The organism is Streptomyces sp. NBC_01294, assembly GCF_035917235.1.
In the GTDB taxonomy this organism is placed as follows: Bacteria; Actinomycetota; Actinomycetes; order Streptomycetales; family Streptomycetaceae; genus Streptomyces; species Streptomyces caledonius.
Genome location: NZ_CP108423.1, coordinates 2,764,820 through 2,787,485 on the forward strand (window position 1 = coordinate 2,764,820; position 22,666 = coordinate 2,787,485).

General features: G+C 71.5%; 24 protein-coding genes, 1 tRNA gene and 1 riboswitch. Of the genes, 11 read left to right on the plus strand and 14 right to left on the minus strand.

Going from position 1 to position 22,666, the window contains the following annotated elements; all coding sequences use genetic code 11:
* Positions 1–23: 23 nt before the first annotated feature.
* The gene (locus OG534_RS12120; protein ID WP_326588094.1) at positions 24–611 is read right to left on the minus strand and encodes a Uma2 family endonuclease; all 588 of its coding nucleotides are present in this window, start codon (positions 609–611) and stop codon (positions 24–26) included.
* A gap of 78 nt (positions 612–689) precedes the next feature.
* On the opposite strand from OG534_RS12120, the gene OG534_RS12125 reads away from it, so the two are divergent.
* From OG534_RS12125 to OG534_RS12135, 3 genes are all read left to right on the plus strand, one after another.
* On the plus strand, positions 690–1,187 hold the full coding sequence (locus OG534_RS12125; protein WP_326588095.1) for a GNAT family N-acetyltransferase: 498 nt from the start codon (positions 690–692) through the stop codon (positions 1,185–1,187).
* A gap of 51 nt (positions 1,188–1,238) precedes the next feature.
* Positions 1,239–1,360, plus strand: a riboswitch (cobalamin riboswitch).
* Positions 1,361–1,503: 143 nt separating this feature from the next.
* A complete protein-coding gene (locus OG534_RS12130) occupies positions 1,504–3,882 on the plus strand; it encodes a ribonucleoside-diphosphate reductase subunit alpha (RefSeq protein WP_326588096.1) in 2,379 nt (792 codons plus the stop codon).
* Positions 3,882–4,898, plus strand: coding sequence for a ribonucleotide-diphosphate reductase subunit beta (locus tag OG534_RS12135; RefSeq protein WP_326588097.1), 1,017 nt, complete (start codon positions 3,882–3,884; stop codon positions 4,896–4,898). The genes OG534_RS12130 and OG534_RS12135 overlap by 1 nt, the downstream gene beginning before the upstream one ends.
* 135 nt (positions 4,899–5,033) lie before the next feature.
* Here the strand turns inward: OG534_RS12135 and OG534_RS12140 are convergent, their stop codons facing one another.
* The gene (locus OG534_RS12140; RefSeq protein WP_326588098.1) at positions 5,034–5,258 is read right to left on the minus strand and encodes a hypothetical protein; all 225 of its coding nucleotides are present in this window, start codon (positions 5,256–5,258) and stop codon (positions 5,034–5,036) included.
* Positions 5,259–5,339: 81 nt separating this feature from the next.
* Between OG534_RS12140 and OG534_RS12145 the strand changes: the two genes are divergently transcribed.
* Complete coding sequence (locus OG534_RS12145; RefSeq protein WP_326588099.1) at positions 5,340–6,305, plus strand: helix-turn-helix domain-containing protein; 966 nt, start codon at positions 5,340–5,342, stop codon at positions 6,303–6,305.
* 14 nt (positions 6,306–6,319) lie between these two features.
* On the opposite strand, the gene def is transcribed toward OG534_RS12145, so the two are convergent.
* From def to OG534_RS12185, 8 genes are all read right to left on the minus strand, one after another.
* On the minus strand, positions 6,320–6,955 hold the full coding sequence (gene def, locus OG534_RS12150) for a peptide deformylase (protein ID WP_326588100.1): 636 nt from the start codon (positions 6,953–6,955) through the stop codon (positions 6,320–6,322).
* Between the two features lie 81 nt (positions 6,956–7,036).
* Positions 7,037–8,044: a tetratricopeptide repeat protein gene (locus tag OG534_RS12155; protein WP_326588101.1), complete on the minus strand. Its 1,008-nt coding sequence runs from the start codon at positions 8,042–8,044 to the stop codon at positions 7,037–7,039.
* Positions 8,045–8,149: 105 nt separating this feature from the next.
* Positions 8,150–9,403, minus strand: coding sequence for an HD-GYP domain-containing protein (locus OG534_RS12160; protein WP_326588102.1), 1,254 nt, complete (start codon positions 9,401–9,403; stop codon positions 8,150–8,152).
* Entirely contained in the window at positions 9,400–10,878 is a 1,479-nt protein-coding gene (locus tag OG534_RS12165; protein ID WP_326588103.1) for an HD-GYP domain-containing protein, read from the minus strand. Before OG534_RS12165 ends, OG534_RS12160 begins: the two co-directional genes overlap by 4 nt.
* A gap of 192 nt (positions 10,879–11,070) precedes the next feature.
* A complete protein-coding gene (rsrA, locus tag OG534_RS12170; RefSeq protein ID WP_326588104.1) occupies positions 11,071–11,376 on the minus strand; it encodes a mycothiol system anti-sigma-R factor in 306 nt (101 codons plus the stop codon).
* Complete coding sequence (locus OG534_RS12175) at positions 11,373–12,017, minus strand: sigma-70 family RNA polymerase sigma factor (RefSeq protein ID WP_326593567.1); 645 nt, start codon at positions 12,015–12,017, stop codon at positions 11,373–11,375. Before OG534_RS12175 ends, rsrA begins: the two co-directional genes overlap by 4 nt.
* 348 nt (positions 12,018–12,365) lie before the next feature.
* A complete protein-coding gene (locus OG534_RS12180; protein ID WP_326588105.1) occupies positions 12,366–13,016 on the minus strand; it encodes an alpha/beta hydrolase family protein in 651 nt (216 codons plus the stop codon).
* Between the two features lie 19 nt (positions 13,017–13,035).
* Complete coding sequence (locus tag OG534_RS12185; RefSeq protein WP_326588106.1) at positions 13,036–13,854, minus strand: SOS response-associated peptidase; 819 nt, start codon at positions 13,852–13,854, stop codon at positions 13,036–13,038.
* A 79-nt stretch (positions 13,855–13,933) separates the two neighbouring features.
* On the opposite strand from OG534_RS12185, the gene OG534_RS12190 reads away from it, so the two are divergent.
* The 4 genes from OG534_RS12190 to OG534_RS12205 all read left to right on the plus strand — a co-directional run bounded on the left by OG534_RS12190 (position 13,934) and on the right by OG534_RS12205 (position 17,530).
* Positions 13,934–14,647: a M50 family metallopeptidase gene (locus OG534_RS12190; protein WP_326588107.1), complete on the plus strand. Its 714-nt coding sequence runs from the start codon at positions 13,934–13,936 to the stop codon at positions 14,645–14,647.
* A gap of 64 nt (positions 14,648–14,711) precedes the next feature.
* Positions 14,712–16,085, plus strand: a complete 1,374-nt coding sequence (gene aroA, locus OG534_RS12195) for a 3-phosphoshikimate 1-carboxyvinyltransferase (protein WP_326588108.1) — start codon at positions 14,712–14,714, stop codon at positions 16,083–16,085.
* Between the two features lie 8 nt (positions 16,086–16,093).
* Positions 16,094–17,104 carry a ribosome small subunit-dependent GTPase A gene (rsgA, locus tag OG534_RS12200; RefSeq protein WP_326588109.1) on the plus strand — a complete coding sequence of 337 codons (1,011 nt, stop codon included), beginning with the start codon at positions 16,094–16,096 and terminating at the stop codon, positions 17,102–17,104.
* Between the two features lie 102 nt (positions 17,105–17,206).
* Complete coding sequence (locus tag OG534_RS12205) at positions 17,207–17,530, plus strand: DMT family transporter (RefSeq protein ID WP_030011402.1); 324 nt, start codon at positions 17,207–17,209, stop codon at positions 17,528–17,530.
* Here the strand turns inward: OG534_RS12205 and OG534_RS12210 are convergent.
* Positions 17,496–18,038 carry a TetR/AcrR family transcriptional regulator gene (locus OG534_RS12210; protein ID WP_326588110.1) on the minus strand — a complete coding sequence of 181 codons (543 nt, stop codon included), beginning with the start codon at positions 18,036–18,038 and terminating at the stop codon, positions 17,496–17,498. The two genes, OG534_RS12205 and OG534_RS12210, sit on opposite strands and share 35 nt — an antisense overlap.
* Positions 18,039–18,179: 141 nt before the next feature.
* On the opposite strand from OG534_RS12210, the gene hisN reads away from it, so the two are divergent.
* On the plus strand, positions 18,180–18,983 hold the full coding sequence (gene hisN, locus OG534_RS12215; protein WP_326588111.1) for a histidinol-phosphatase: 804 nt from the start codon (positions 18,180–18,182) through the stop codon (positions 18,981–18,983).
* Between the two features lie 168 nt (positions 18,984–19,151).
* Positions 19,152–19,553: a CBS domain-containing protein gene (locus tag OG534_RS12220; protein WP_326588112.1), complete on the plus strand. Its 402-nt coding sequence runs from the start codon at positions 19,152–19,154 to the stop codon at positions 19,551–19,553.
* Positions 19,554–19,685: 132 nt separating this feature from the next.
* Here the strand turns inward: OG534_RS12220 and OG534_RS12225 are convergent, their stop codons facing one another.
* Entirely contained in the window at positions 19,686–21,155 is a 1,470-nt protein-coding gene (locus OG534_RS12225) for a catalase (protein WP_326588113.1), read from the minus strand.
* Positions 21,156–21,283: 128 nt separating this feature from the next.
* Between OG534_RS12225 and OG534_RS12230 the strand changes: the two genes are divergently transcribed.
* Complete coding sequence (locus tag OG534_RS12230; protein WP_326588114.1) at positions 21,284–21,700, plus strand: Fur family transcriptional regulator; 417 nt, start codon at positions 21,284–21,286, stop codon at positions 21,698–21,700.
* A gap of 129 nt (positions 21,701–21,829) precedes the next feature.
* On the opposite strand, the gene OG534_RS12235 is transcribed toward OG534_RS12230, so the two are convergent.
* Positions 21,830–21,903: transfer RNA gene (locus OG534_RS12235), tRNA-Met, on the minus strand.
* A 47-nt stretch (positions 21,904–21,950) separates the two neighbouring features.
* Positions 21,951–22,547: a TetR/AcrR family transcriptional regulator gene (locus OG534_RS12240; RefSeq protein ID WP_326588115.1), complete on the minus strand. Its 597-nt coding sequence runs from the start codon at positions 22,545–22,547 to the stop codon at positions 21,951–21,953.
* Positions 22,548–22,666: the final 119 nt, after the last annotated feature.

Genomic DNA, 22,666 nt, shown 5'->3' on the forward strand with positions numbered 1-22,666 from the left:
TTCCGGCGGGGCCTTCGGGCTGTTCAGCGCACCCAGTCCTTCAGGGGCTCGGTCTGGAGGGTGACGTTAACGGGGTCGGGGAGTTCAACGTTATTGCCGAACTCCACCGTGCGGGTGTTCGCATATCGACGGCCGTCCGGCTCGCTGAACACGGTCACGTCGCACGCCTCCCGGTCGATGAGCAGGTACACAGGGATGCCAGTCTGCGCGTAGGCGAGGGGCTTCTCCACGCGGTCGCGCCGGTCGGTGTCAGTGTCGTACGAGGTAACCTCGACGACCATCAGGACCGGGGCGGGGTCGGCCCACTCTCCCTGGCCGACGAACGCATCATCGAGCGCGAGAGCCGCATCAGGACGGGCGCGACCCGAGCGGTAGTCCCCGACAGCCAACCCCCGCTCCACGTGAAGCCACAACTCGGGCCGGTGCTGCATGCAGATGCGTGCGAGCCACAGAACGATACGGTCGTGATCTCCGTCAGGCACTGCCTTGCTCCTGATGACCCCGTCGATGAATTCCAGCCGCAGACCTTCGACCTCTCTGGCAGCTATCCGTGCCACGGCTTCGAAGTCCTCGGTCTGCATATGGGGACGGTGATCGGTCATCACGTTCATGCCTCGCTCGCCTTCCTGGACGGTGCTCCTTCCGACGATAGCGCCGCCCGCCGGCACCCGTCCTGCACACTCGACCGCATGGACATCGTGATCAGGGCGGCACGGCACGCCGAGTACGCGGAGCTGGGTGAGATCACCGCCCAGGCCTACCTCGGCGACGGGCACTTGGACCTCAACGACAACGACGACTACCTGAACACGCTGCGCGACGTGGCCGGCCGGGCCGCCCGGGCCGAGGTGCTCGTCGCCGAGCAGGACGGGCGGGTGCTGGGCGGAGTGACCTTCGCCGCGCCCGGGAGCCCGCTGGCCGACATCGCGGGCGCGGACGAGGCCGAGTTCCGGATGCTCGCGGTGGCCCGCGCGGGGCGCGGCCGGGGCGTCGGCGAGGCGCTGGTGCGGGCCTGCCTCGAACGGGCGCGGGCGATCGAAGGCGTGACGGCGATGGTGCTCTCCACCCAGCCCGGCATGGCGGGGGCTCAGCGGCTCTACGCGCGACTGGGCTTCGTGCGGACTCCCGAGCGGGACTGGGAGCCGATCGAGGGCCTGGAACTCCTGACTTATCGACTCAAGCTGTAGCCACGCCGACACTACATGTGGGGGCTACCGCATCGGGCCGCCCCCACATGTATGCTCATGCCTGCTGTCGCCGCAGGGGAATCCGGTGTGAATCCGGAACTGTCCCGCAACGGTATGAAGTGTCCGCCTACCGGACACCAAGTCCGATGACCTGCCGACAGCGCGCCCGGCTCGACCGAACCGGGTGCCGACACGTCCGGGCCTCGCGGTTGGGCCGGTGGACGCCATGCGGTGTACGCGTTCCTGCCACGCCCGCATGCGCCCGCTCGCGCCCCGCTCCGCCGATGACCGGGCCGAGCGAGGGAGAGCTCCCGCCGTGACCATCGCGCCTTCCGCACCGCGCGCCGAGTCCGTTTCTGGCGACAACACCGAGGGCCCGGGGGCCACGCTGCTGCGTACCCTCACCGAACTGACGGCGGACCTCCCCGACACCGACCCCGGCCGGGTCGCGGCCTCCGCGCTGCGCGGCCGCAGCTCCGCCGCCGACGAGGCCGAACTGCGGGGGCTGGCCACCGAGGCCGCCGCCGGTCTCATCTCCGAGGACCCCGCGTACTCGAAGCTCGCCGCCCGGCTGCTGACGCTGGCCGTGCGCGACGAGGCCGCGAGCCAGGGCTCCACCTCCTTCTCCGCCTCCGTCGAGGTCGGCCACCGCGAGGGCCTCATCGCCGACCGCACCGCCGAGTTCGTGCGGACGCACGCGAGCCGCCTGGACTCGCTGGTCGAGCTCACCCTCGCCGAGGGCGCCGACGACCGCTTCGGCTTCTTCGGCCTGCGCACCCTGCACAGCCGCTACCTGCTGCGTCACCCGATCACCCGCCAGGTCATCGAGACCCCGCAGTACTTCATGCTGCGCGTGGCCTGTGGCCTCGCCGCGGACGAGTCCGTCCAGGCCGTCGAGGAAGTGGCCTCGCTGTACCGGCTGATGAGCCGCCTCGACTACCTGCCGTCGTCCCCCACGCTCTTCAACTCCGGCACCCGCCACCCGCAGATGTCCTCCTGCTACCTGCTGGACTCCCCGCTGGACGAGCTGGACTCGATCTACGACCGCTACCACCAGGTCGCGCGGCTCTCCAAGCACGCCGGCGGCATCGGCCTGTCGTACTCCCGCATCCGCGCCCGCGGTTCGCTGATCCGCGGCACCAACGGCCACTCCAACGGCATCGTGCCGTTCCTGAAGACCCTCGACGCCTCCGTCGCCGCCGTGAACCAGGGTGGCCGCCGCAAGGGCGCCGCCGCCGTCTACCTGGAGACCTGGCACGCGGACATCGAGGAGTTCCTGGAGCTCCGCGACAACACCGGTGAGGACCAGCGCCGTACGCACAACCTGAACCTGGCGCACTGGGTGCCGGACGAGTTCATGCGCCGCGTGAACGCCGACGCCGAGTGGTCGCTGTTCTCCCCGGCCGACGTGCCCGAGCTGGTCGACCTGTGGGGCGACGACTTCGACGCCGCCTACCGCAAGGCCGAGGCGGACGGCCTGGCCCGCAAGACCATGCCCGCCCGCGACCTGTACGGCCGGATGATGCGCACCCTCGCGCAGACCGGCCAGGGCTGGATGACCTTCAAGGACGCCTCCAACCGCACGGCGAACCAGACGGCCGAGCCGGGCACGGTCGTGCACTCCTCGAACCTGTGCACCGAGATCATCGAGGTCACCAACGACGGCGAGACCGCCGTCTGCAACCTCGGCTCGGTCAACCTGGGCGCCTTCGTCGTGGACGGCGAGATCGACTGGGAGCGGATCGACGAGACCGTCCGCACCGCCGTCACCTTCCTCGACCGCGTGGTGGACATCAACTTCTACCCGACCGAGCAGGCCGGCCGTTCCAACGCCCGCTGGCGCCCGGTGGGCCTGGGCGCGATGGGCCTCCAGGACGTCTTCTTCAAGCTGAAGCTGCCCTTCGACTCCCCCGAGGCGAAGGCCCTGTCCACCAAGCTCTCCGAGCGCATCATGCTGGCCGCGTACGAGGCCTCGTGCGACCTCGCCGAGCGCAGCGGCCCGCTGCCGGCCTGGGAGCAGACCCGCACCGCCCGCGGCGTCCTGCACCCGGACCACTACGACGTCGAGCTGAACTGGCCGGAGCGCTGGGACGCGCTGCGCGCCCGCGTCGCCGAGACCGGCATGCGCAACTCCCTGCTCCTCGCCATCGCCCCGACGGCGACGATCGCCTCGATCGCCGGCGTGTACGAGTGCATCGAGCCGCAGGTCTCCAACCTCTTCAAGCGCGAGACGCTCAGCGGCGAGTTCCTCCAGGTGAACGGCTACCTGGTGGAGGAGCTGAAGCGGCTCGGCGTGTGGGACACCCAGACCCGTGAGGCGCTGCGCGACGCCTCCGGCTCGGTCCAGGGCTTCGGCTGGATCCCGGCCGAGGTCCGCGAGCTGTACCGCACGGCGTGGGAGATCCCGCAGCGCGGTCTGATCGACATGGCGGCGGCCCGTACGCCGTTCCTGGACCAGTCGCAGTCGCTGAACCTGTTCCTGGAGACGCCCACCATCGGCAAGCTCAGCTCGATGTACGCGTACGCCTGGAAGCAGGGCCTGAAGACCACGTACTACCTGCGCTCGCGCCCGGCGACGAAGATCGCCCGTGCCGCGCAGGCGGCCGCCCCCGTCGAGCTGCCGCAGGCGGTCGCCGACGCCGAGGCGCTGGCCTGCTCCCTTGAGAACCCCGAGTCCTGCGAGGCCTGCCAGTAATGAGCTCCAACAACACCAAGAACCTCCTGGACCCGGGCTTCGAGCTCACGCTCCGCCCGATGCGCTACCCGGACTTCTACGAGCGCTACCGGGACGCGATCAAGAACACGTGGACCGTCGAGGAGGTCGACCTCCACTCGGACGTCGCCGACCTGGCGAAGCTGACGCCGGCCGAGCAGCACATGATCGGCCGCCTGGTCGCGTTCTTCGCGACGGGTGACTCGATCGTCTCGAACAACCTGGTGCTGACGCTCTACAAGCACATCAACTCCCCGGAGGCGCGCCTGTACCTGTCGCGCCAGCTGTTCGAGGAGGCCGTGCACGTCCAGTTCTACCTGACGCTGCTCGACACCTACCTGCCCGACCCGGACGACCGCTCGGCCGCCTTCGACGCGGTCGAGGAGATCCCGTCCATCCGCGAGAAGGCCCAGTTCTGCTTCAAGTGGATCAACGAGGTCGAGAAGCTGGACCGGCTGGAGACGAAGGCCGACCGCCGCCGCTTCCTGCTGAACCTGATCTGCTTCGCCGCGTGCATCGAGGGCCTGTTCTTCTACGGCGCCTTCGCGTACGTGTACTGGTTCCGCTCGCGCGGCCTGCTGCACGGTCTGGCCACCGGCACCAACTGGGTGTTCCGTGACGAGACCATGCACATGAACTTCGCCTTCGAGGTCGTGGACACGGTCCGCAAGGAGGAGCCGGAGCTCTTCGACGACGCCCTCCAGCAGCAGGTCACCGACATGCTGAAGGAGGCCGTGGAGGCGGAGCTGCAGTTCGGCCGGGACCTGTGCGGCGATGGTCTGCCGGGCATGAACACCGAGTCGATGCGCGAGTACCTGGAGTGCGTCGCGGACCAGCGCCTGGTCCGTCTCGGCTTCGCCCCGGTGTACGGCTCGCAGAACCCGTTCTCCTTCATGGAGCTGCAGGGCGTCCAGGAGCTGACCAACTTCTTCGAGCGCCGTCCGTCGGCCTACCAGGTCGCGGTCGAGGGCACGGTCGACCTGGACGAGGACTTCTAGGGTCCCAGGTCGGGACGCGGTGACGCCGCGAAGCCGGGATGCGGTACACCACCGCGTCCCGGCTTCTCGCGTTCTCGGCGCCTGGTCGGGCGGTCGTCCGGTTGCCCGGTTGCGCGCTTGCGCGGTTTCCCGAGCTCAGTGCGCGACGGGGCCCCAGTGCATCGCGGCGTGCCGGGCGCGGGTCCGGCGGGCGGTGGGCGGAAGGCCGCCCGCCTTCTGGCGCGGCAGCCAGACGCGCCGGGTCGCGACGGCCCGCAGCTGCCGGTCGATCCGACGGTCGCGCAGGGCCCCGTACAGGCTGGGGGCCAGCAGCAGCGTGGCGATGGCAAGGACGGCGAGGTAGCTCAGGAACGTGTTCATGGCTCTACTCTCGCCCCGCGGAGAAAACTCGGACAGTGGCAGGACTGTCATGAAAGAACGAATTACTGCCACACTGGGGTCATGCTGAACAACGTGGCCGTGGCCCTCCTCGACGAAGTCGCCCCCTTCGAGTTCGGGATCTTCTGCGAAGTCTTCGGAATCGACCGCAGCGACCACGGTCTGCCGGTGTACGACTTCGCCGTGTGCGCGGCGGAGGAGGGCCCGCTGACCATGGCCGGCACCGGTTTCGCGTTCGCCCCCGCCCACGGGCTGGAGCGGCTGGAGAGCGCCGAGCTGATCTGCGTGCCCGCCTTCCGCAACGCGGCCACGCGCACGTACCCCGAACCCCTCCTGGCGGCCCTGCGCCGCGGCGTGGACCGGGGGGCGCGCGTGCTCAGCGTGTGCAGCGGTGCCTACGCGCTCGGGGCCGCGGGGCTGCTGGACGGCCGGCACTGCACCACGCACTGGATGCACGCCCCGGCCCTGGCACAGCGCTTCCCGCGGGCGCTGGTCGACCCGGACGTGCTCTACGTCGACGAGGGCACGGTGATCACCTCGGCCGGCACCGCCTCGGGCATCGACGCGTGCCTGCACGTGATCCGCCAGGCGCACGGCGCCGAGGTGGCCAACACCATCGCGCGGCGGATGGTCGTACCGCCGCACCGGGACGGCGGGCAGGCCCAGTACATCCAGCGGCCGCTGCCGCGCACGGTCTGCGACACGGTGGGCGAGGTGATCCAGTGGATGGCCCGCCACCTGGAGGACGAGATCACCGTCGAGCAGCTCGCGGAGCGCGCGCACATGTCCCCGCGCACCTTCGCCCGCCGCTTCCTCCAGGAGACCGGCACCACGCCGTACAAGTGGGTGCTGCGCCAGCGGGTCCTGCTGGCGCAGGAGCTGCTGGAGTCCACCGACGAGACGGTCGACGCGATCGCCGGCCGCTGCGGCTTCGGCAACGCGGCCGCCCTGCGCCACCACTTCCTGCGGACCCTGGGCACCACGCCGAACTCCTTCCGGCGCACCTTCCGGGGCCCGCAGGCCGCCTGATCCTCCGGTGGGTCCTACGCGTTCGGGACGGTCTCGTAGCGCGGGGTGCCCTCTTCCATCTGCCGCAGGGCGTCCTTGCGGTCCCGCTTCGAGAGGCGGTCGATGTAGAGGTAGCCGTACAGGTGGTCGGTCTCGTGCTGCAGGCAGCGGGCGAAGTAGCCAGTGCCGCGCACCTTGATCGGGTTGCCCTGCGCGTCCTGGCCCTCGACCTCGGCGTAGTCCGGGCGGGCCAGCGAGGCGTACGCCGTCGGGACCGACAGGCAGCCCTCGTTCGAGTCGTCCAGCACCCGCGCGCCGGCCGGCAGCTCGACCAGCTTCGGGTTGACCACGACGCCGGTGTGGCGGTTGCCGTCGTCGTCCGGGCAGTCGTAGACGAAGACCTTGGCGTCCACGCCGATCTGGTTCGCGGCCAGACCCACGCCCTCGGCGGCCTTCTGGCTGGCGAACATGTCGTCGATCAGCTGCGCCAGCTCGTCGCCGAACTCGGTGACGTCCTTGCACTCCCGGTGCAGGACCGGGTTGCCGACGACGGTGATCGGGCGGGCCGTACCGCGCTCACGGTGGGCGAGCTCGCGCTCCGCACAGTCCTCCGTGTCCACGACGTACCCGTCGTTCACGACCTCGACAACCTCGTTCTCCTGCTGCGCCATGTCCGCCGTACGCCTTCCGTAAGTCCCGGTCACCGATGGTCGTGGTGGCCACCGATGTGCCCGTACAGCCTACGGCCCGACTCAGCAGACTTCTTCGAGATCCCGCCACTCCCGGGTGCCCGGGCTGTCCGCGACCCATCCGTCGAGCAGTCCGCGCACCAGACCGGCCGGCGCCGCGATGCCGCATTCGCGCTCGGGCACCCACAGGGAGCCGGAGCCGGCCGTACGGTGCCCCAGCGGTCCGGGATGCCCCGGCTCGCTGTGGTCGTGCGGATCGAGGTGCTCGCCGTCGCCCTCGTCGCTCGGCATCTCGCTCTCCGAGCAGGTCCGGCACAGCAGCCGCACCGACGAGGACCAGTCCTCGGCGGCGAAGCCCGCGTCCGAGGCCAGCTGCTCCAGCGCGTCGCGGTCGGCCTCGGTGGCCGCCTCCAGCAGCACCACCCAGGTCGGGACCGGGGAGGGCGCCCACAGCTCGATCTCGTCGAACACGGGATAGGAGGGGCCGGCCGCGGTCACCCGCTCGCCGTGCGGAACCCCGTCGTGCAGGACGACCTCGCCCCAGCGCCGCCCCGAGGAGGGCAGCGGGATCGACAGGACCTCCAGCCGGGCCGGGTCCAGCCGGCGGCCCCAGACCACCTCGGCCTCGCCCTCCGGCGAGAGCCGCACGGCGGCGCTGCCGAGCTCCATGCCGACCGGTTCGCCGCTGTTCTTCCCGCCCGGGCCCGCGCCGTGGGGGTCTCCGGGCACCTTCAGCCCGTACGCCTGCCAGGCCCGCCGGGCCAGCGGCCAGTCCTGCAGGGCGGTCGCGGCGATCCCCACGTTCCACCAGTCCGGGGCGCCCGTCTCGCGGTCCAGCAGGGCCACCGCGCGCAGCCCGGCGGCCCGCGCCTGCTCCCAGTCGTGCCGGAACTTGTGCAGCAGCGCCAGATTGAACCAGGACTCGGACAGCCAGGGCTCCAGGTCCGCGGCTCTGGTCAGGAGCGCGCCCGCGTCCTCGTACCGCCCGTCGCCGATCAGCGTGAACGCGCGGTCGGTGGCCTGCCGCCACGAGGCGGAGGGCCGATGCCGTACCTTCCCGAAGATCCTCACGATTCCCGCCTGCCGGTCCTACGGTGCAGCCTTGCGGACACTCTCACGGTCCCTCTTACTGGCATCCAACCATGCCCGCTCGGACGGCCGCTCATTACCCATGGGTTACCCAGGTGGGACGGGAACAACTCTGTCACGTCCGCCCCTGGCCAGAACCCTTGCCAGGCACTCCACGACCTCCGGCTGGTAGTCGTGCCCCGTCCCCAGCCGGAGCTGTTCCAGGGCGGCCAGTGAGCCGCCCGGGTGACGGCTTCCCCCGACCAGGTCGTCGTACGCATTCACCGTACGCACGATGCGGGACAGCGCGGGCTGCCGGCGATACGGATCCGCCTGCCGCTCCACCACCACGGCGACCTCGGCGGGCACCCCGGTCTGCCGGGCCACCTCCCCGCCCAGCCCGGCGATCCGGCGGGCCTCGGCGGCGGGCAGTTCGGCGGTGGCCCCGTCCGGGACCGGGTCGACGAGGGAGAGCTGCCCGATGTCGTGCATCAGGGCGGCGTACTCCAGCACCGTGAGCTCCCGCTCCGACAGGCCCAGCTCCCGCCCTACGGCGCAGCTCAGGGCCGCCACCCGGCGCGAGTGGCCCTGCCGGGTGTAGCCGGCGATCTCGGTGGCGCGGGCCAGGGAGGTGATCGTCTGGCGGTAGGTGGTGCGGATCGCGGTGATCCGGTGGAAGGACAGCTGGGTCAGCAGCAGGGGCACGCTGAAGACGGGTAGGGCCCACAGGCCCGCGACGGCCGCGCCGAGCGCCATCACGACCCCGGTGGCGCAGATCGCCGAGCCGATGCCGAGCTGGGCGCGCAGCTCGTCGCGCAGCAGGGGCCCGTACGGCCAGCCCGTGCGGGCCCCGGCCTGCGCGGCGGCGAGCACGGCGTCGCACAGGGCGGTGAGGCCGAGGAGGCAGAGCAGGAAGAGGACGAGGTACGGGCCCTGGCCCACCCGCTCCTCCAGCCGGCCGGAGTTGTACAGCGGCTGGAAACAGGCGGCGGCGAAGGCGACGGTGAGCACCCGGCGGGACAGGTGGTCGACGGCCGGGCCGCGGGCGACGTGCGGCACGATCCCGGCGAGGGCGGCCGCGACGACGACCGCGACGGCCTGGAGCACCCCGTGGTGGGTGGGCTGCCCGGCGTTCTGGCCGAGCAGGGCGTAGGCGAGGGCCCCGGCGGAGCCGAGCGGCGCGGGGTGGCGGTCGACGGGGCCCCGGTGGTCCCGTCGGGCGAGCTCCCCGACGGCGATCAGGGTGCCGAAGGCCAGGGCGGCGCCGGGCTCGACGACACCGTTCCACAGGGTGTGGCCGAGGCCGAGGACGGTGAGCACGGCCGCGGCTCCCCGCACCGTCCACACGGCCGCTGCCCTCATCCGCCCGCCCCGGCACCGCCCGCGTCGCCCGCGTCGCGCAGGGGCCTGCCGGTCTCGCCTGCCGGACCGGGGCCCTGCGCCGGCAGTCCCGCCAGGGCCGACGGCGCCGGCCGCCCGGTCTCTGCGACCCCGGCGGGAGCGGAGCCGCTGATCACTTGGAGGTCCTCGTCCGAGGTGACCACCGGATGCCAGCCGTGCCGCCCGATGGCGCCCGTCAGGGCCCGTACCATCGCCGGGTCGAACTGGGCACCCGCGCACCGCTCCAGCTCGGCGAGCGCCGTCGGCACCGGCCGGGCCCGGCTGTAGGAGCGGGTCGAGGTCATCGCGTCGAAGGCGTCGGCCACCGCCACCACCCGGGCCAGGACCGGGATCTGCTCGCCGGTCAGCCCGTACGGGTAGCCGGAGCCGTCGACCCGCTCGTGGTGGTGCAGGATCGCGGACCGGGCCTCTCCCAGGAAGCCGATGCCGCGCACCATCTCGTGCCCGTACTCGGGGTGCAGCTCGATGATCCGGCGCTCCTCGGGCGTGAGCGGCCCGTCCTTGCGCAGCAGCCGGGTGGGGACGCCGAGCTTGCCGACGTCGTGCAGGATCCCGGCGATCCGCACCACTTCCATCCGGTCCTCGGCCATGCCCAGCTCGCGGGCGATCATCGCGGAGGCCTGGCCGACCCGTTCGCTGTGGCCACGCGTGTAGCGGTCCTTGATGTCGACGGCCTGGACGAGGGCGCGGATGGTGGCCTGGTGGGCGGCGTGCTCGCGGTGGTACTGGGCGAAGACCCAGCAGGAGATGTACATCGGCAGCAGGACGAGGAGTGCGGCCGGGAGCCCGTACGGGCTGCGCCACATGACGGCCATCATCAGGCCGGCGAGGCCGTGGACGCAGTGCGGGGCGAGGGAGCCGGTGAGCTGTCCGCGCCAGGCGGTGGCGGCCGGCCGGCGTTCGGCGGCGGCCAGGATGCCCCCGTCGAGGGCGGTGAGCACCAGGCAGAAGGCGACGGCCGCGGCCGTCGCGGGAAGCAGCACGTAGGGGAAGTCGGCCACCCACCCGGGAGGCCCGGACCCGCCGGAGCGCCCTCCGCCGAGGGCGGCCGGGCCGTGCAGCAGCCCGAACGTCCGGCCCGCGGCCCAGGCGGCTATGGACTGCTGTGCACCGTGCCACACCCGGCGCACCCGGGCGGGCCGCTGGACCACGGTCCCCGCGAAGCCCCCGGGCAGCGCCACGAGCGCGGCGGCGGCGGGCGGCAGCAGGAAGACGGCGGCGAGCACCACGGGGAAGAAGGAGCCGATGCCCTCGGGCACCCGGCCGGCCGGCAGCGGGCAGATCTTGACGAGTTCGCAGCCGAGGTAGAGCGCGGCGAGCAGGGCCGCGGCCTCCCAGGGCGTACCGGAATCGGTGAGGGCCGGGGCGATGCACGCGAGTGCCGCGAGGACGGCGCACAGGATGTATCCGCGCGCCCCCGGCGGTAGTTCCCGCATGGCGCTCTCCTCCCCTGGGCCGTGGAAGCCGGGTACCGAATCGAACCAGCACCGAAGGGGGAGAATAAGTGGGGCCCCGAGCGAGGTGGGCCACATTTTCGCTTTACGCCATGCGGACGCCCCCGGATTAGCACATTCGGGTGAACGAAGTGCCCTTCCGGGGGCGTGTGTTCAATGCCTCGCCCGGCCCGGTCAGCCGGGAGCGGGATTGTCCGCGGTGACGTCGTGGTCGGGCACCGCCTGACCGGACCGGATCAGCTCGATCCGGCCCATGACCTTCGACCGCAGGTCGGTCGGCACGTCGTCCGATCCGCAGCAGCGCTTGACCAGCTTCTTCACGGCCTTCTCCAGGCCGTACTTCTCCAGACAGGGATTGCACTCGCCGAAGTGGGTCTCGAACTTCGTGCAGTCGCTGTCGGGCATCTCATGGTCGAGGAATTCGTACAGGTGGTCCAGGACCTCAGAGCACTCTGTCTCGTGCGGCTCTCCGCAACTCATGAGTCCGAGCCTTTCCGGTCGTTCGACTCTCCCGCGCCCGCGGGAACCAGCCCGCGCTCACGGGCGTAGTCCTCCAGCATTCCGCGGAGTTGACGGCGGCCACGGTGCAGTCGCGACATGACCGTACCGATGGGTGTACCCATGATGTCCGCGATCTCCTTGTACGCAAAGCCCTCTACGTCGGCAAGGTAGACCGCGATGCGGAACTCCTCCGGAATGGCCTGCAGGGCTTCCTTCACGTCCGAGTCGGGCAGGTGGTCCAGCGCCTGCGACTCGGCGGAACGCAGTCCGGTCGACATGTGCGACTCGGCCCGCGCCAGCTGCCAGTCCTCGATCTCCTCCGCGGCGCTGCGCTGGGGCTCGCGCTGCTTCTTGCGGTAGGAGTTGATGAACGTGTTGGTCAGAATGCGGTACAACCACGCCTTCAGGTTGGTGCCCTCGCGGAACTGGTGGAAGGACGCGTATGCCTTCGCGTACGTCTCCTGGACCAGGTCCTCGGCGTCAGCCGGGTTGCGCGTCATGCGCAGCGCGGCCGAATACATCTGGTCGAGGTAGCCGAGGGCGTCCCGCTCGAAGCGCGCGTTGCGCTCCGGGGTCGTCTCCTCCGCGTGGCCTTCGTCGGTCCCAGCGACAGGACCCACCTCCTCCGACAGCGTGGCGGCTCCGAAAGCGGATCCGCTCGAATCGGAGAATAGTCGACCTTCCCGGCCCTCCGCCGCCCGAAGCGTGCTGCGCTTGGGCCCCGGAAGCACCGTCCAGTCCAGGTCAGCGGCCTGCGGACGGTTCTGGCTGATGACCTGGGTCATGCGCTCCCTCTCCTCCGACGAGTTCCCGTACGTACCGACATCCGAGACAACAGAAGGGTCGGGCGGCGCATTCCCGGGCGCACCGCGGGTTTCCGGCCCTCGCCGGGCCACCGGTCCCCGGATGTGATCCGGGTCACATCCGCGCGGGTGCGCCGCCGTTCGCCTGGACGTGGCCGGACGCGCTCACGCGGCGAGCCGGGCGAGCCACTCCCCCACCGCGTCGGTGATCGTCCGCAGGGCCTCCTCCTGGGTGGTGTCCGCCTTCTTCGGCACCGCGAAGCCGTGATCTCCGTGAGCCACCTCCACGAGCTCGTACGGGTCCTGCGCGCCCGGCGGCGGGAACTCCTCGGGGCGCCCGAAGGGGTCGCGGCCGCCCTGGACCACGAGGGTGGGCCGGCCCGCCCCGGTGAGCTCCCCGGCGCGGGACTTCTCCGGCCGGCCCGGCGGGTGCAGCGGGAACGCGAGGGCCAGCACTCCGGCGGCGCCCAGCTCCGCGGCGGTCCGGCAGGCCACCCGGGCCCCGGCGCTGCGCCCGCCGGCGACCACCGGCAGTCCGGGCTTCGCGAGCGCCGGCCACAGTCCCCGCCAGCCCTCGTCCAGCACCTTGGGCGCGGCGGCGACCTTCTTGCCGGCGACCCGCCAGGGCTGTTCGACCAGCGCCACGGTGATCCCGCGGGCGGGCAGGGCGGCGGCCAGCGCCTGGAGGTCGCGGGCCTCGATGCCGCCGCCGGCGCCGTGGCTCACGGCGAGGACGAGCTTCGCCCCGGGGGCGGTGTGCCAGGTGATGCGGGCCTCGCCCGCCGGGGTGTCGACACTCTGGGTACGGGTGCTCATGCGCCCCATCCTGCACGGGTCAGAACAGCGTGCCCTCTTCTGGCGCGACCAGCTCCGCCAGCAGCTCCGGCCCGTTGTTGCGCACGTTGCTCACGGCGGTGGACACCGGGTAGGCCCGCATCAGCCCGCCCGGAGGCGGCGCCAGCAGCTCCCGCAGCGAGCCCTCGGTGTCGGTGTTCGCGGGATCCAGCCAGGCGTCCCAGCGGTCCGGGGTCAGCATCAGCGGCATCCGCGGGTGGATCTCGGCGAGCGAGCGCGGCCCCTCGGCCGGGGCCACGCCCAGCGGTCCGGTCTCGGCCTCGGTGGTGATCACGGAGCAGGTGACCCACCAGGCGAGCGGGTGCTCGTCGGGCAGGGTCCGGTCGCGCCAGAACTCGTATATCCCGGCCATGGCGAAGACGGAGCCGTCGGAGGGCTGTACGAAGTAGGGCTGCTTGCGGGCCCGCTTCTTCTTCCCCTCCACCTCCAGCTGCCGCTCGTCGTGGGCGGTGACCCACTCGTAGTAGCCGTCGGCGGGGACGATGCAGCGGCGCTGCGCGAAGGGGCGGCGGAAGGACGGCTTCTCGTGCAGGGTCTCGGACCGGGCGTTGATCATCCGGGCGGCGCCGTCGGGGTCCTTGGCCCAGGAGGGGACCAGGCCCCATTTCAGGGTGCGCAGCTGGCGAACCGGACGGGAGTGCGAAGCGTCCTTCAGAGGACGGTCGAGGACGACGTGGACCTCCTTCGTCGGCGCCACGTTCCAGTCGGGGGCCAGGGTCTCCTCCGGCTCCCACTTCTCGATGCCGAAGGCCTCCACGAGGTCCTCGGGCCCACGACTCGCCGCATACCGTCCGCACATGGCTGTCACACTGCCATGTCGCCCCCCAGCCACCGCTGGGAGGTGCCCCCGGAACACCACCGCAAGGAGTCCGCCACTCATGGACAGCAGCACGACGGCCGGCCTGTGGGACCGGCTCACGGGCATACAGACCGCGCCCGACCTGTGGCTGGTGATCGTGACCGGCGTGGTCGCGCTGGCCGCCGTGGGACCCCGCCCGCTGTGGCGGCTGTCGCGCAACGCCATCACCATCGCGCACGAGGGCGGGCACGGCCTGCTGGCGCTGCTGACCGGGCGGCGGCTGAGCGGGATACGGCTGCACTCCGACACGAGCGGGGTCACCGTCAGCCGCGGCAAGCCGACCGGGCTCGGGATGATCCTGACCGCCGCCGGCGGGTACACGGCCCCCTCGCTGCTCGGGCTCGGCGGGGCGGCGCTGCTGTCCGCGCACCGGATCACGCTGCTCCTGTGGGCGGCCACCGCCCTGCTGGTCGTGATGCTGGTGATGATCCGGAACGCCTACGGGGCGCTGACCGTGGTGCTGACCGGCGGGACCTTCCTGCTGGTGTCCTGGCTGGCCCCGGCCGAGGTGCAGGCCGCCTTCGCGTACCTGGTGGTGTGGTTCCTGGTGCTCGGCGGTGTCCGGCCGGTCTTCGAGCTGGGGGCCAAGCGCAGGAACGGCGGAGCACCGGATTCCGACGCCGACCAGCTGGGCCGGCTCACTCACTTGCACCCCGTCGTGTGGCTGCTCTTCTTCCACGTCGTCGCGCTGTGCTCGCTGGTCGGCGGCGGCCGCTGGCTGCTCGGCCTCTGACCACCCTCTGAGACCGGACAGCGATCAAGATCTGCGTCCGGGCGAAGCCACTAAAGTGGGGGCCATGACCGAGACCCCCGCGCTCCCTGCCCTCTGGCCCGCACCTCTCGCCGATGGGACCGTCCACGCCACCGTCACGGTGCCGGGGTCCAAATCGGTCACCAACCGGGCCCTCGTCCTCGCCGCGCTCGCCGCCGAGCCCGGCTGGGTGCGCCGGCCGCTGCGCTCGCGCGACTCCCAGCTGATGTCCGACGCGCTGCGCGCGATGGGCGTCGGCATCGAGGAGACCGTCTCGTCCAGCTCCGCCGGCGACGGCGAGAGCGGCGAGGCCTGGCGGATCATCCCGGCGGCCCTGCACGGACCGACGACCGTGGACGTCGGCAACGCCGGCACGGTCATGCGCTTCCTGCCGCCCGTCGCCACCCTCGCCGACGGGGACATCCGCTTCGACGGCGACCCGCGCTCCTACGAGCGCCCGCTCGGCCAGGTCATCAGCGCCCTGCGCACGCTCGGCGCCCGGATCGACGACGACGGCCGGGGCGCGCTGCCCCTGACCGTCCAGGGCGGCGGGGCCCTGGAGGGCGGCACGGTCGAGATCGACGCGACCAACTCCTCGCAGTTCGTCTCCGCGCTGCTGCTCTCCGCCCCGCGCTTCAACCAGGGCGTCGAGGTCCGGCACGTCGGCACCAACCTGCCGTCGATGCCGCACATCCGGATGACGGTGGAGATGCTGCGCGCGGCGGGCGCCCAGGTCGACACCCCCGAGGCCGGCGGCGAGAAGAACGTGTGGCGGGTCTCCCCCGGTGCCCTGCTGGGCCGCGACATGGTCGTGGAGCCGGACCTCTCCAACGCCCAGCCGTTCCTGGCCGCGGCCCTGATCACCGGCGGCACGGTCACCATCCCCGACTGGCCGCGCCGCACCACGCAGCCCGGTGACGCGCTGCGCCGGATCTTCACCGAGATGGGCGGCTCCTGCGAGCTGACCGACGCGGGCCTGGTCTTCACCGGCACCGGCAAGATCCACGGCATCGACGTGGACCTGGGCGAGGTCGGCGAGCTCACCCCGGGCATCGCGGCGGTGGCCGCGCTGGCCGACTCGGAGTCGGTGCTGCGCGGTGTCGCGCACCTGCGGCTGCACGAGACGGACCGGCTGGCCGCGCTGACCAAGGAGATCAACGCGCTCGGCGGCGACGTCACCGAGACCGAGGACGGCCTGCGCATCCGGCCGCGCCGGATGCACGGCGGCGTGTTCCACACGTACGACGACCACCGGATGGCCACCGCGGGCGCGGTGATCGGCCTGGCGGTGGAGGGCGTGCAGATCGAGAACGTGGCGACGACCGCGAAGACCCTGCCGGACTTCCCGCAGATGTGGACGGACATGCTCGCCGGGGACGCCGGTGGCTCCGGGACGCCCGGAGCGGGTGCGGGAGCGTAGGGCACGTCATGCGCAGGTACGGCAAGCACACCGACGAGGACGACATCCGCCAGCGCCCGAACCCCAAGGGCAACCGGCCACGCACGAGCATCCGGCCCAAGCACGAGGACGCCTCGGAGGGCTTCGTCCTGACGGTCGACCGCGGCAGGCTGACCTGCCTGATCGAGAACCGCACGGTCCACGCGATGAAGTCCAGGGAACTGGGCCGCAAGGCGGCGGTGGTCGGCGACCGGGTCTGGATCGTCGGCGACCTGTCCGGCAAGAAGGACACCCTGGCGCGGATCGTGCGGATCGAGGAGCGCAAGTCCGTCCTGCGGCGCACCGCCGACGACGACGACCCGTACGAGCGGGTGGTCGTCGCCAACGCGGACCAGCTGGCCATCGTCACGGCCCTGGCCGACCCGGAGCCGCGGCCCCGGATGATCGACCGCTGCCTGGTGGCGGCGTACGACGCCGGGCTGGAGCCGCTGCTGGTGCTCACGAAGTCCGACCTGACCTCCGCGGACAAGATCCTGGAGATCTACTCGACGCTCGGCGTGAACTACGTGGTGACCAATCGCGAGGAGCTCGCCACGGGCGACGCGGCCGCCAAGGTGCGCGAGCGCCTGGAGGGCCGGATCACCGCCTTCGTCGGGCACTCGGGCGTCGGCAAGACCACCCTGGTCAACTCCCTGGTGGCGCCGGACCGCAAGCGGGCGACCGGTGTGGTCAACGCGGTCACCGGACGCGGACGGCACACCACCACCTCGGCGCTGGCCCTGCCCCTGCCGGGGATGGAGGGCTGGGTCATCGACACCCCGGGCGTGCGCTCCTTCGGCCTGCACCACGTGGACCCGTCCCGGGTGATCCTGGCCTTCCCGGACCTGGTGCCGGGTACGGAGGAGTGCCCGCGCGCGTGCAGCCACGACGAGCCGGACTGCGCGCTCGACAAGTGGGTGGAGGACGGCCACGCCGACCCGGCGCGGCTGTATTCGCTGCGACGGCTGCTGGAGACGCGGGAACGGCGCGAAGGCGACTGATCGTTCTGCGGGGCCCGGCCGCGTTTGTCGGTGGCCCTGTCTGGATAAATGCATAATCGCACCAAGTGACGTGACGTCACGTGACGCGGGGAGGCATTCGACATGGCGTGGCTGCTGGTCGTGGTCGCGGGACTCCTGGAGACCGGTTTCGCGGTCTGCCTCAAGCTCTCCCACGGATTCACCCGGCTGTGGCCGACCGTCGCCTTCGCGTGCTTCGCGCTCGGCAGCTTCGGTCTGCTGACGCTGGCGCTCAAGAAGCTCGACGTCGGCCCGGCGTACGCGGTGTGGACGGGCATCGGTGCGGCCGGGACGGCGATCTACGGCATGGTCTTCCTCGGCGACCTGGTCTCCACCCTCAAGCTCGTCTCGATCTCCCTGGTCATCCTGGGGGTCATCGGGCTCCAGCTGTCCGGTTCGGCGCACTGAGGAGCCTGCGCAGCTCGCCCGGCCCCGGCTCCTCCCCCGGGGCGATCACGTAGGAGAGGGCGAGGCGGACGGCGAGTTCGCACCGCTGCGGGCCCTCCCCCGGCGCGAGCGCGGCGGCCGCCCGGTCGCGGACGGCGCGGGCCAGCTCACCGGGCCCCGGCGCCCGCCGGCCCGCGGCCGGCAGCCCCGCGTCCCAGCTGCCGGTGAGCAGGGCCCGTACGAGGGGATGCGCGCGGGCCGCCCGTACGGTCCACTCCGCGACCGCGGCGAGCCGCTCGGCGGCCTGGGCCGGGGTGGACAGGGCCCGGTCCACCCCGTCGAGGTAGCGGTCGGCCTCGCGCCGGACCAGGGCGCGGCCCAGGCCCGCCTTGCCGCCGAACTCGTTGTAGAGGGTCTGCCGGGAGACCCCGGCGGCGGCGGCCACGTCGACCATCCGCACGGACGGCCAGGGGCGGGCCGAGAGGGCCGCTCCCGCCGCCTCCAGCAAGGAATCCCGGGCTGCCGGCATCTTCGCCTCCCCGCTCGGCTCTCCGGCCAGAGTTGACGGGGCGACAGATCCTGTCAAGGGCGCCTCCCCTGTCAAGGGGCACGTCCGGCCGCACTGTGGACCTCATTGGTCGGGGTCCGGGAGTCTCGATACTGTTCGGACATGCCCGAGTATGACGATGACCTGCGCCTTGCCCTTGAGCTCGCCGACGCGGCGGACGCCGCCACGATGGAGCGGTTCCGCGCCCTCGACCTGAAGGTCGAGACGAAGCCGGACATGACCCCGGTGAGCGAGGCGGACCAGGCCGCCGAGGAGATCATCCGGGCCGGGATCGCGGCCGCGCGGCCCGACGACGCGGTCCTGGGCGAGGAGTACGGCCTGCAGGGCAGCGGCCCGCGCCGCTGGGTCGTGGACCCGATCGACGGTACGAAGAACTACGTGCGCGGGGTCCCCGTCTGGGCGACCCTGATCTCCCTGATGGCCGAGGGCGCCGACGGCGTCTTCCGCCCGGTGGTCGGCGTGGTGTCCGCGCCGGCGCTGGGCCGGCGCTGGTGGGCGGCGCAGGGCGCGGGCGCGTACGCGGGCGGGGCGCTCGGCGAGACCACCGCGATCGGCGTGTCGAAGGTGGGCGGGCTGGGCGACGCCTCGTTCGCGTACTCCTCGCTGAGCGGCTGGGAGGAGCAGGGCCGGCTCCCCGGGTTCCTGGACCTGACCCGCGCCTGCTGGCGCACCCGCGGCTACGGCGACTTCTGGCCGTACATGATGGTCGCGGAGGGCTCGCTGGACCTGTGCGCCGAGCCGGAGTTGAACCTGTGGGACATGGCCGCCATCGCGGTGGTGGTCCAGGAGGCGGGCGGCCGCTTCACCAGCCTGGACGGGGTGGACGGCGTGCACGGCGGGAACGCGGCGGCGTCGAACGGACTGCTCCACGAGGAGATGCTCGGCCTGCTGCGCCCGCGCGCCTGACGCCCTCGCGCGCCGAACGCGCTCCCTACGCGCCTCCTTGTTGGCCCCCCGTATCCGTGGGAATCTAAAACTCCCCACGCTTGTGCGCTTGTGAAGCGTTTCTCTAGTGGCGACTTCACGAGTACACCCACCCAAGCGGGGGGCTCACCCCAGGAGGTGGCTCTCTTCATGCTCGTCCGTGACGCAATGAGCACCGTGATCCTCACCCTCGGACCCGCACACACCCTCCGGCAGGCGGCCTGCCTGATGTCCGGCCGGCGCGTCGGCGCGGCCGTCGTCCTCGACCCCGAGCACAGCGGAATCGGCATCCTGACCGAGCGTGACATCCTCAACTCGATCGGCGCGGGCCACGATCCCGACCGGGAGTCCGTGGGCGCGCACACCACCAACAACGTCGTGTTCTGTACCCCCGACGCCACCGTGCAGGAAGCCGCCGAGGCGATGGTCCACGGCGGCTTCCGGCACCTGATCGTGCTGGAGCACGGCGGGCCGGTGGGCATCGTGTCCGTGCGCGACGTGATCCGCTGCTGGGTACCGGGCCGGCGGCGCACGGCCCAGCTGGCCGGCTGAACAGCGAGGAGGGCCGGACCCCCTGGACGGGAATCCGGCCCTCCTCATTCGGCGAGCGACCGTCAATCGGATGCCCCTACGGCGGGCAACCGCCTCCGCGAGAGCGGCGGCGGTTCAGCCGCACAGAGGGGATCAGCCGCGGAGGGCCTGGACCGCGGCTTCGAGCCGCTTGCCGAAGTCACCGTCCGCCTGGCGGAAGTTGTTGATCGCGCGCTCGACGATGTCGTCACGGGAGACCTTGGCGATGAAGCCGGACAGGTTCTCGACCAGACGGGCCTTCTCGTCCTCCGAGTAGAGGCGGTAGAGGTTGCCGGCCTGGACGAAGTCGTTGTCCTCGCGGTGCACGGCGGCGGCGTGGTTGCCCGTGCCGCCGGTCAGCGCGACGGGCTGCCACAGCGGACGGTCCGTCTGGTGCGGCCCGCCGAAGCTGTTCGGCTCGTAGTTCTTCGCGCCCTTGTGGCGGCCGTCGTACAGGTGGCCGTCGCGGGAGTGGGTGCGCGCCTCGGTGGCGTGCGGGCGGTTCACCGGCAGGTGGTCGGCGTTGATGCCGACGCGGTAGCGGTGGGCGTCGCCGTAGCCGAAGAGGCGGCCCTGGAGCATCTTGTCCGGGGAGGGGCCGATGCCGGGGACGAAGTGCGCCGGGGAGAAGATCGACTGCTCGACCTCGGCGAAGACGTTCTCCGGGTTGCGGTTGAGCTCCAGCTTGCCGATCTCGATCGGCGGGTAGTCCTCGTGCGGCCACACCTTGGTGAGGTCGAACGGGTTGAAGCGGTACTCGGCCGCCTCGGCCGCCGGCATGATCTGGACCTGGACGGTCCAGGACGGGAAGTCGCCGCGCTCGATGGACTCGCGCAGGTCGCGCTGGTGCGAGTCGGGGTCCTCGCCGGCGAGCCGGTTGGCCTCGGCCTGGGTGAGGTTCTTGATGCCCTGGTCGGTCTTGAAGTGGTACTTGACCCAGAAGACCTCGCCGGCCTCGTTGTTCCACTGGAACGTGTGCGAGCCGTAGCCGTTCATGTGGCGGTAGGACGCCGGGATGCCGCGGTCGCCGAACAGCCAGGTCACCTGGTGGGTCGACTCGGGCGACAGACCCCAGAAGTCCCAGACGTTGTCCGCCTCCTGCGAGCCCGTGTACGGGTCGCGCTTCTGGGTGTGGATGAAGTCGGGGAACTTGATGGCGTCCTTGATGAAGAACACCGGGGTGTTGTTGCCGACGAGGTCGTAGTTGCCCTCTTCGGTGTAGAACTTCAGCGCCCAGCCGCGGGGGTCGCGCACGGCGTCGGCGCTGCCGAGGTTGCCCGCGACGGTGGAGAAGCGCAGGAAGGTCTCGGTCTCCTTGCCGACCTCGGACAGGAACTTGGCGCGCGTCCACTGCGAGACGTCACGGGTCAGGGTGAAGGTGCCGTACGCACCGGCGCCGCGGGCGTGCACCACGCGCTCCGGGATGCGCTCGCGGTTGAAGTGCGCGAGCTTCTCCAGCAGGAGCTGGTCCTGGACCAGGACGGGACCTCCGACGCCGGCGGTCTCGCTGTTCTGGTTGTCGGCGACCGGCGCCCCTGCCTCCGTGGTGAGCGGTCCCTGCGTCACGTGCGCCTCCTGCGTCATTCCTGCATGTCCTGTCCTTGGCGTTTGCCGTAACCGATCCTACGATGGACTTTGTCTAAGTCAAGCAAGCATCCAAGTCCACACCGGTTCGGGAGTTACACCGGATCCCCACTGTTAGGCTGGTGCCCATGAGTGACCTGCTGGATCGACTTCGCGGACGCGGCTGGCGCATGACGGCACAGCGGCGCGTCGTGGCCGAGGTGCTCGACGGTGACCACGTGCACCTGACGGCCGATGAGGTGCACGCGCGCGCCGTGGCCAAATTGCCCGAAATCTCCCGCGCGACCGTCTACAACACGCTGGGCGAGCTCGTCACCCTCGGCGAGGTCCTGGAAGTCTCCACGGACCGCCGCGCCAAGCGGTACGACCCGAACGCCCACCGGCCCCACCAGCACCTGGTCTGCGCCCAGTGCGGCGCGATCCGCGACGTCCACCCGGCGGGCAACCCGCTGGCCGACCTGCCGGACACGGAGCGCTTCGGCTTCGTCGTCTCGGCGGTCGAGGTGACCTACCGCGGCGTCTGCCCGAGCTGCGCGGGCGCCTGACCCGGAACACGAGAAGGGCCCGGATCCATGGGATCCGGGCCCTTGCTTCTTGAAGCCTTCTCTTCACCTCTTGGCAACCGGAAACGACTCAGGGCCCGGATCCATGGGATCCGGGCCCTGAGGCTTCAGTAGCGGGGACAGGATTTGAACCTGCGACCTCTGGGTTATGAGCCCAGCGAGCTACCGAGCTGCTCCACCCCGCGTCGGTAAACCCAACGTTACGTGAAGGCCCCCGGCAGATGCAAATCGGTTAACCGGCCAGTCCGCGGTGCAGCAGAGCGGTCAGCGTGTCCACCACTTCGCCGTCGTCGAGCCCGGCCCCGCCGGTCATGGCGGCGTACCCGAGCATCGAGATCATCGCCCCCATCGCGGCCGCGATCAGCTCGGGCTCCCCCGGCAGTTCCCGGCCCTGTTCGCGCATGTACGCGAGGTGCTCGCGCAGCGGCGCGGTGTCCTCCAGGAGCCGCCCCCAGACCTGCCCCGAACCGGGCGGCTCGGTCATGGACCTCTGGAAGAGCGCGACCACCACGGGCAGATGGTCCCGGAAGACGTTCCACGTGGCCGCCACATGGGTCCGCAGCTGCGCCGGGTCGGCGAGGTCGTGTTCACGGGGGTGCCCGCCGGCGCCGACCGCCTCGTCCACCTGGGCCCCCATGTCCGCGAGCAGCGCGTTCAGCAGCTCGTCCTTGCCGGCGAAGTGCTCGTAGAACGACCCGGTGGAGCGTCCGGCGGCCTTCGTGATGTCGGTGATCTTCGTCTGCGCGAACCCGCGCTCCAGGAAGAGAGCCCGCGCCGCCTCCTTGAGCGCCGCCTCCGTGCCGGCCGCCCGCTCCTTGCGCACTCCCACCGCGATCCCCGTTTCCGCTTGACGCCGTCTTCGCGCCCTCATCATACTGAACCCAGTTTCACCGAATCAAAATTCAGTGAACAGTTATTCAGCGAACAGCGATTCATTGAGGGAGAGGG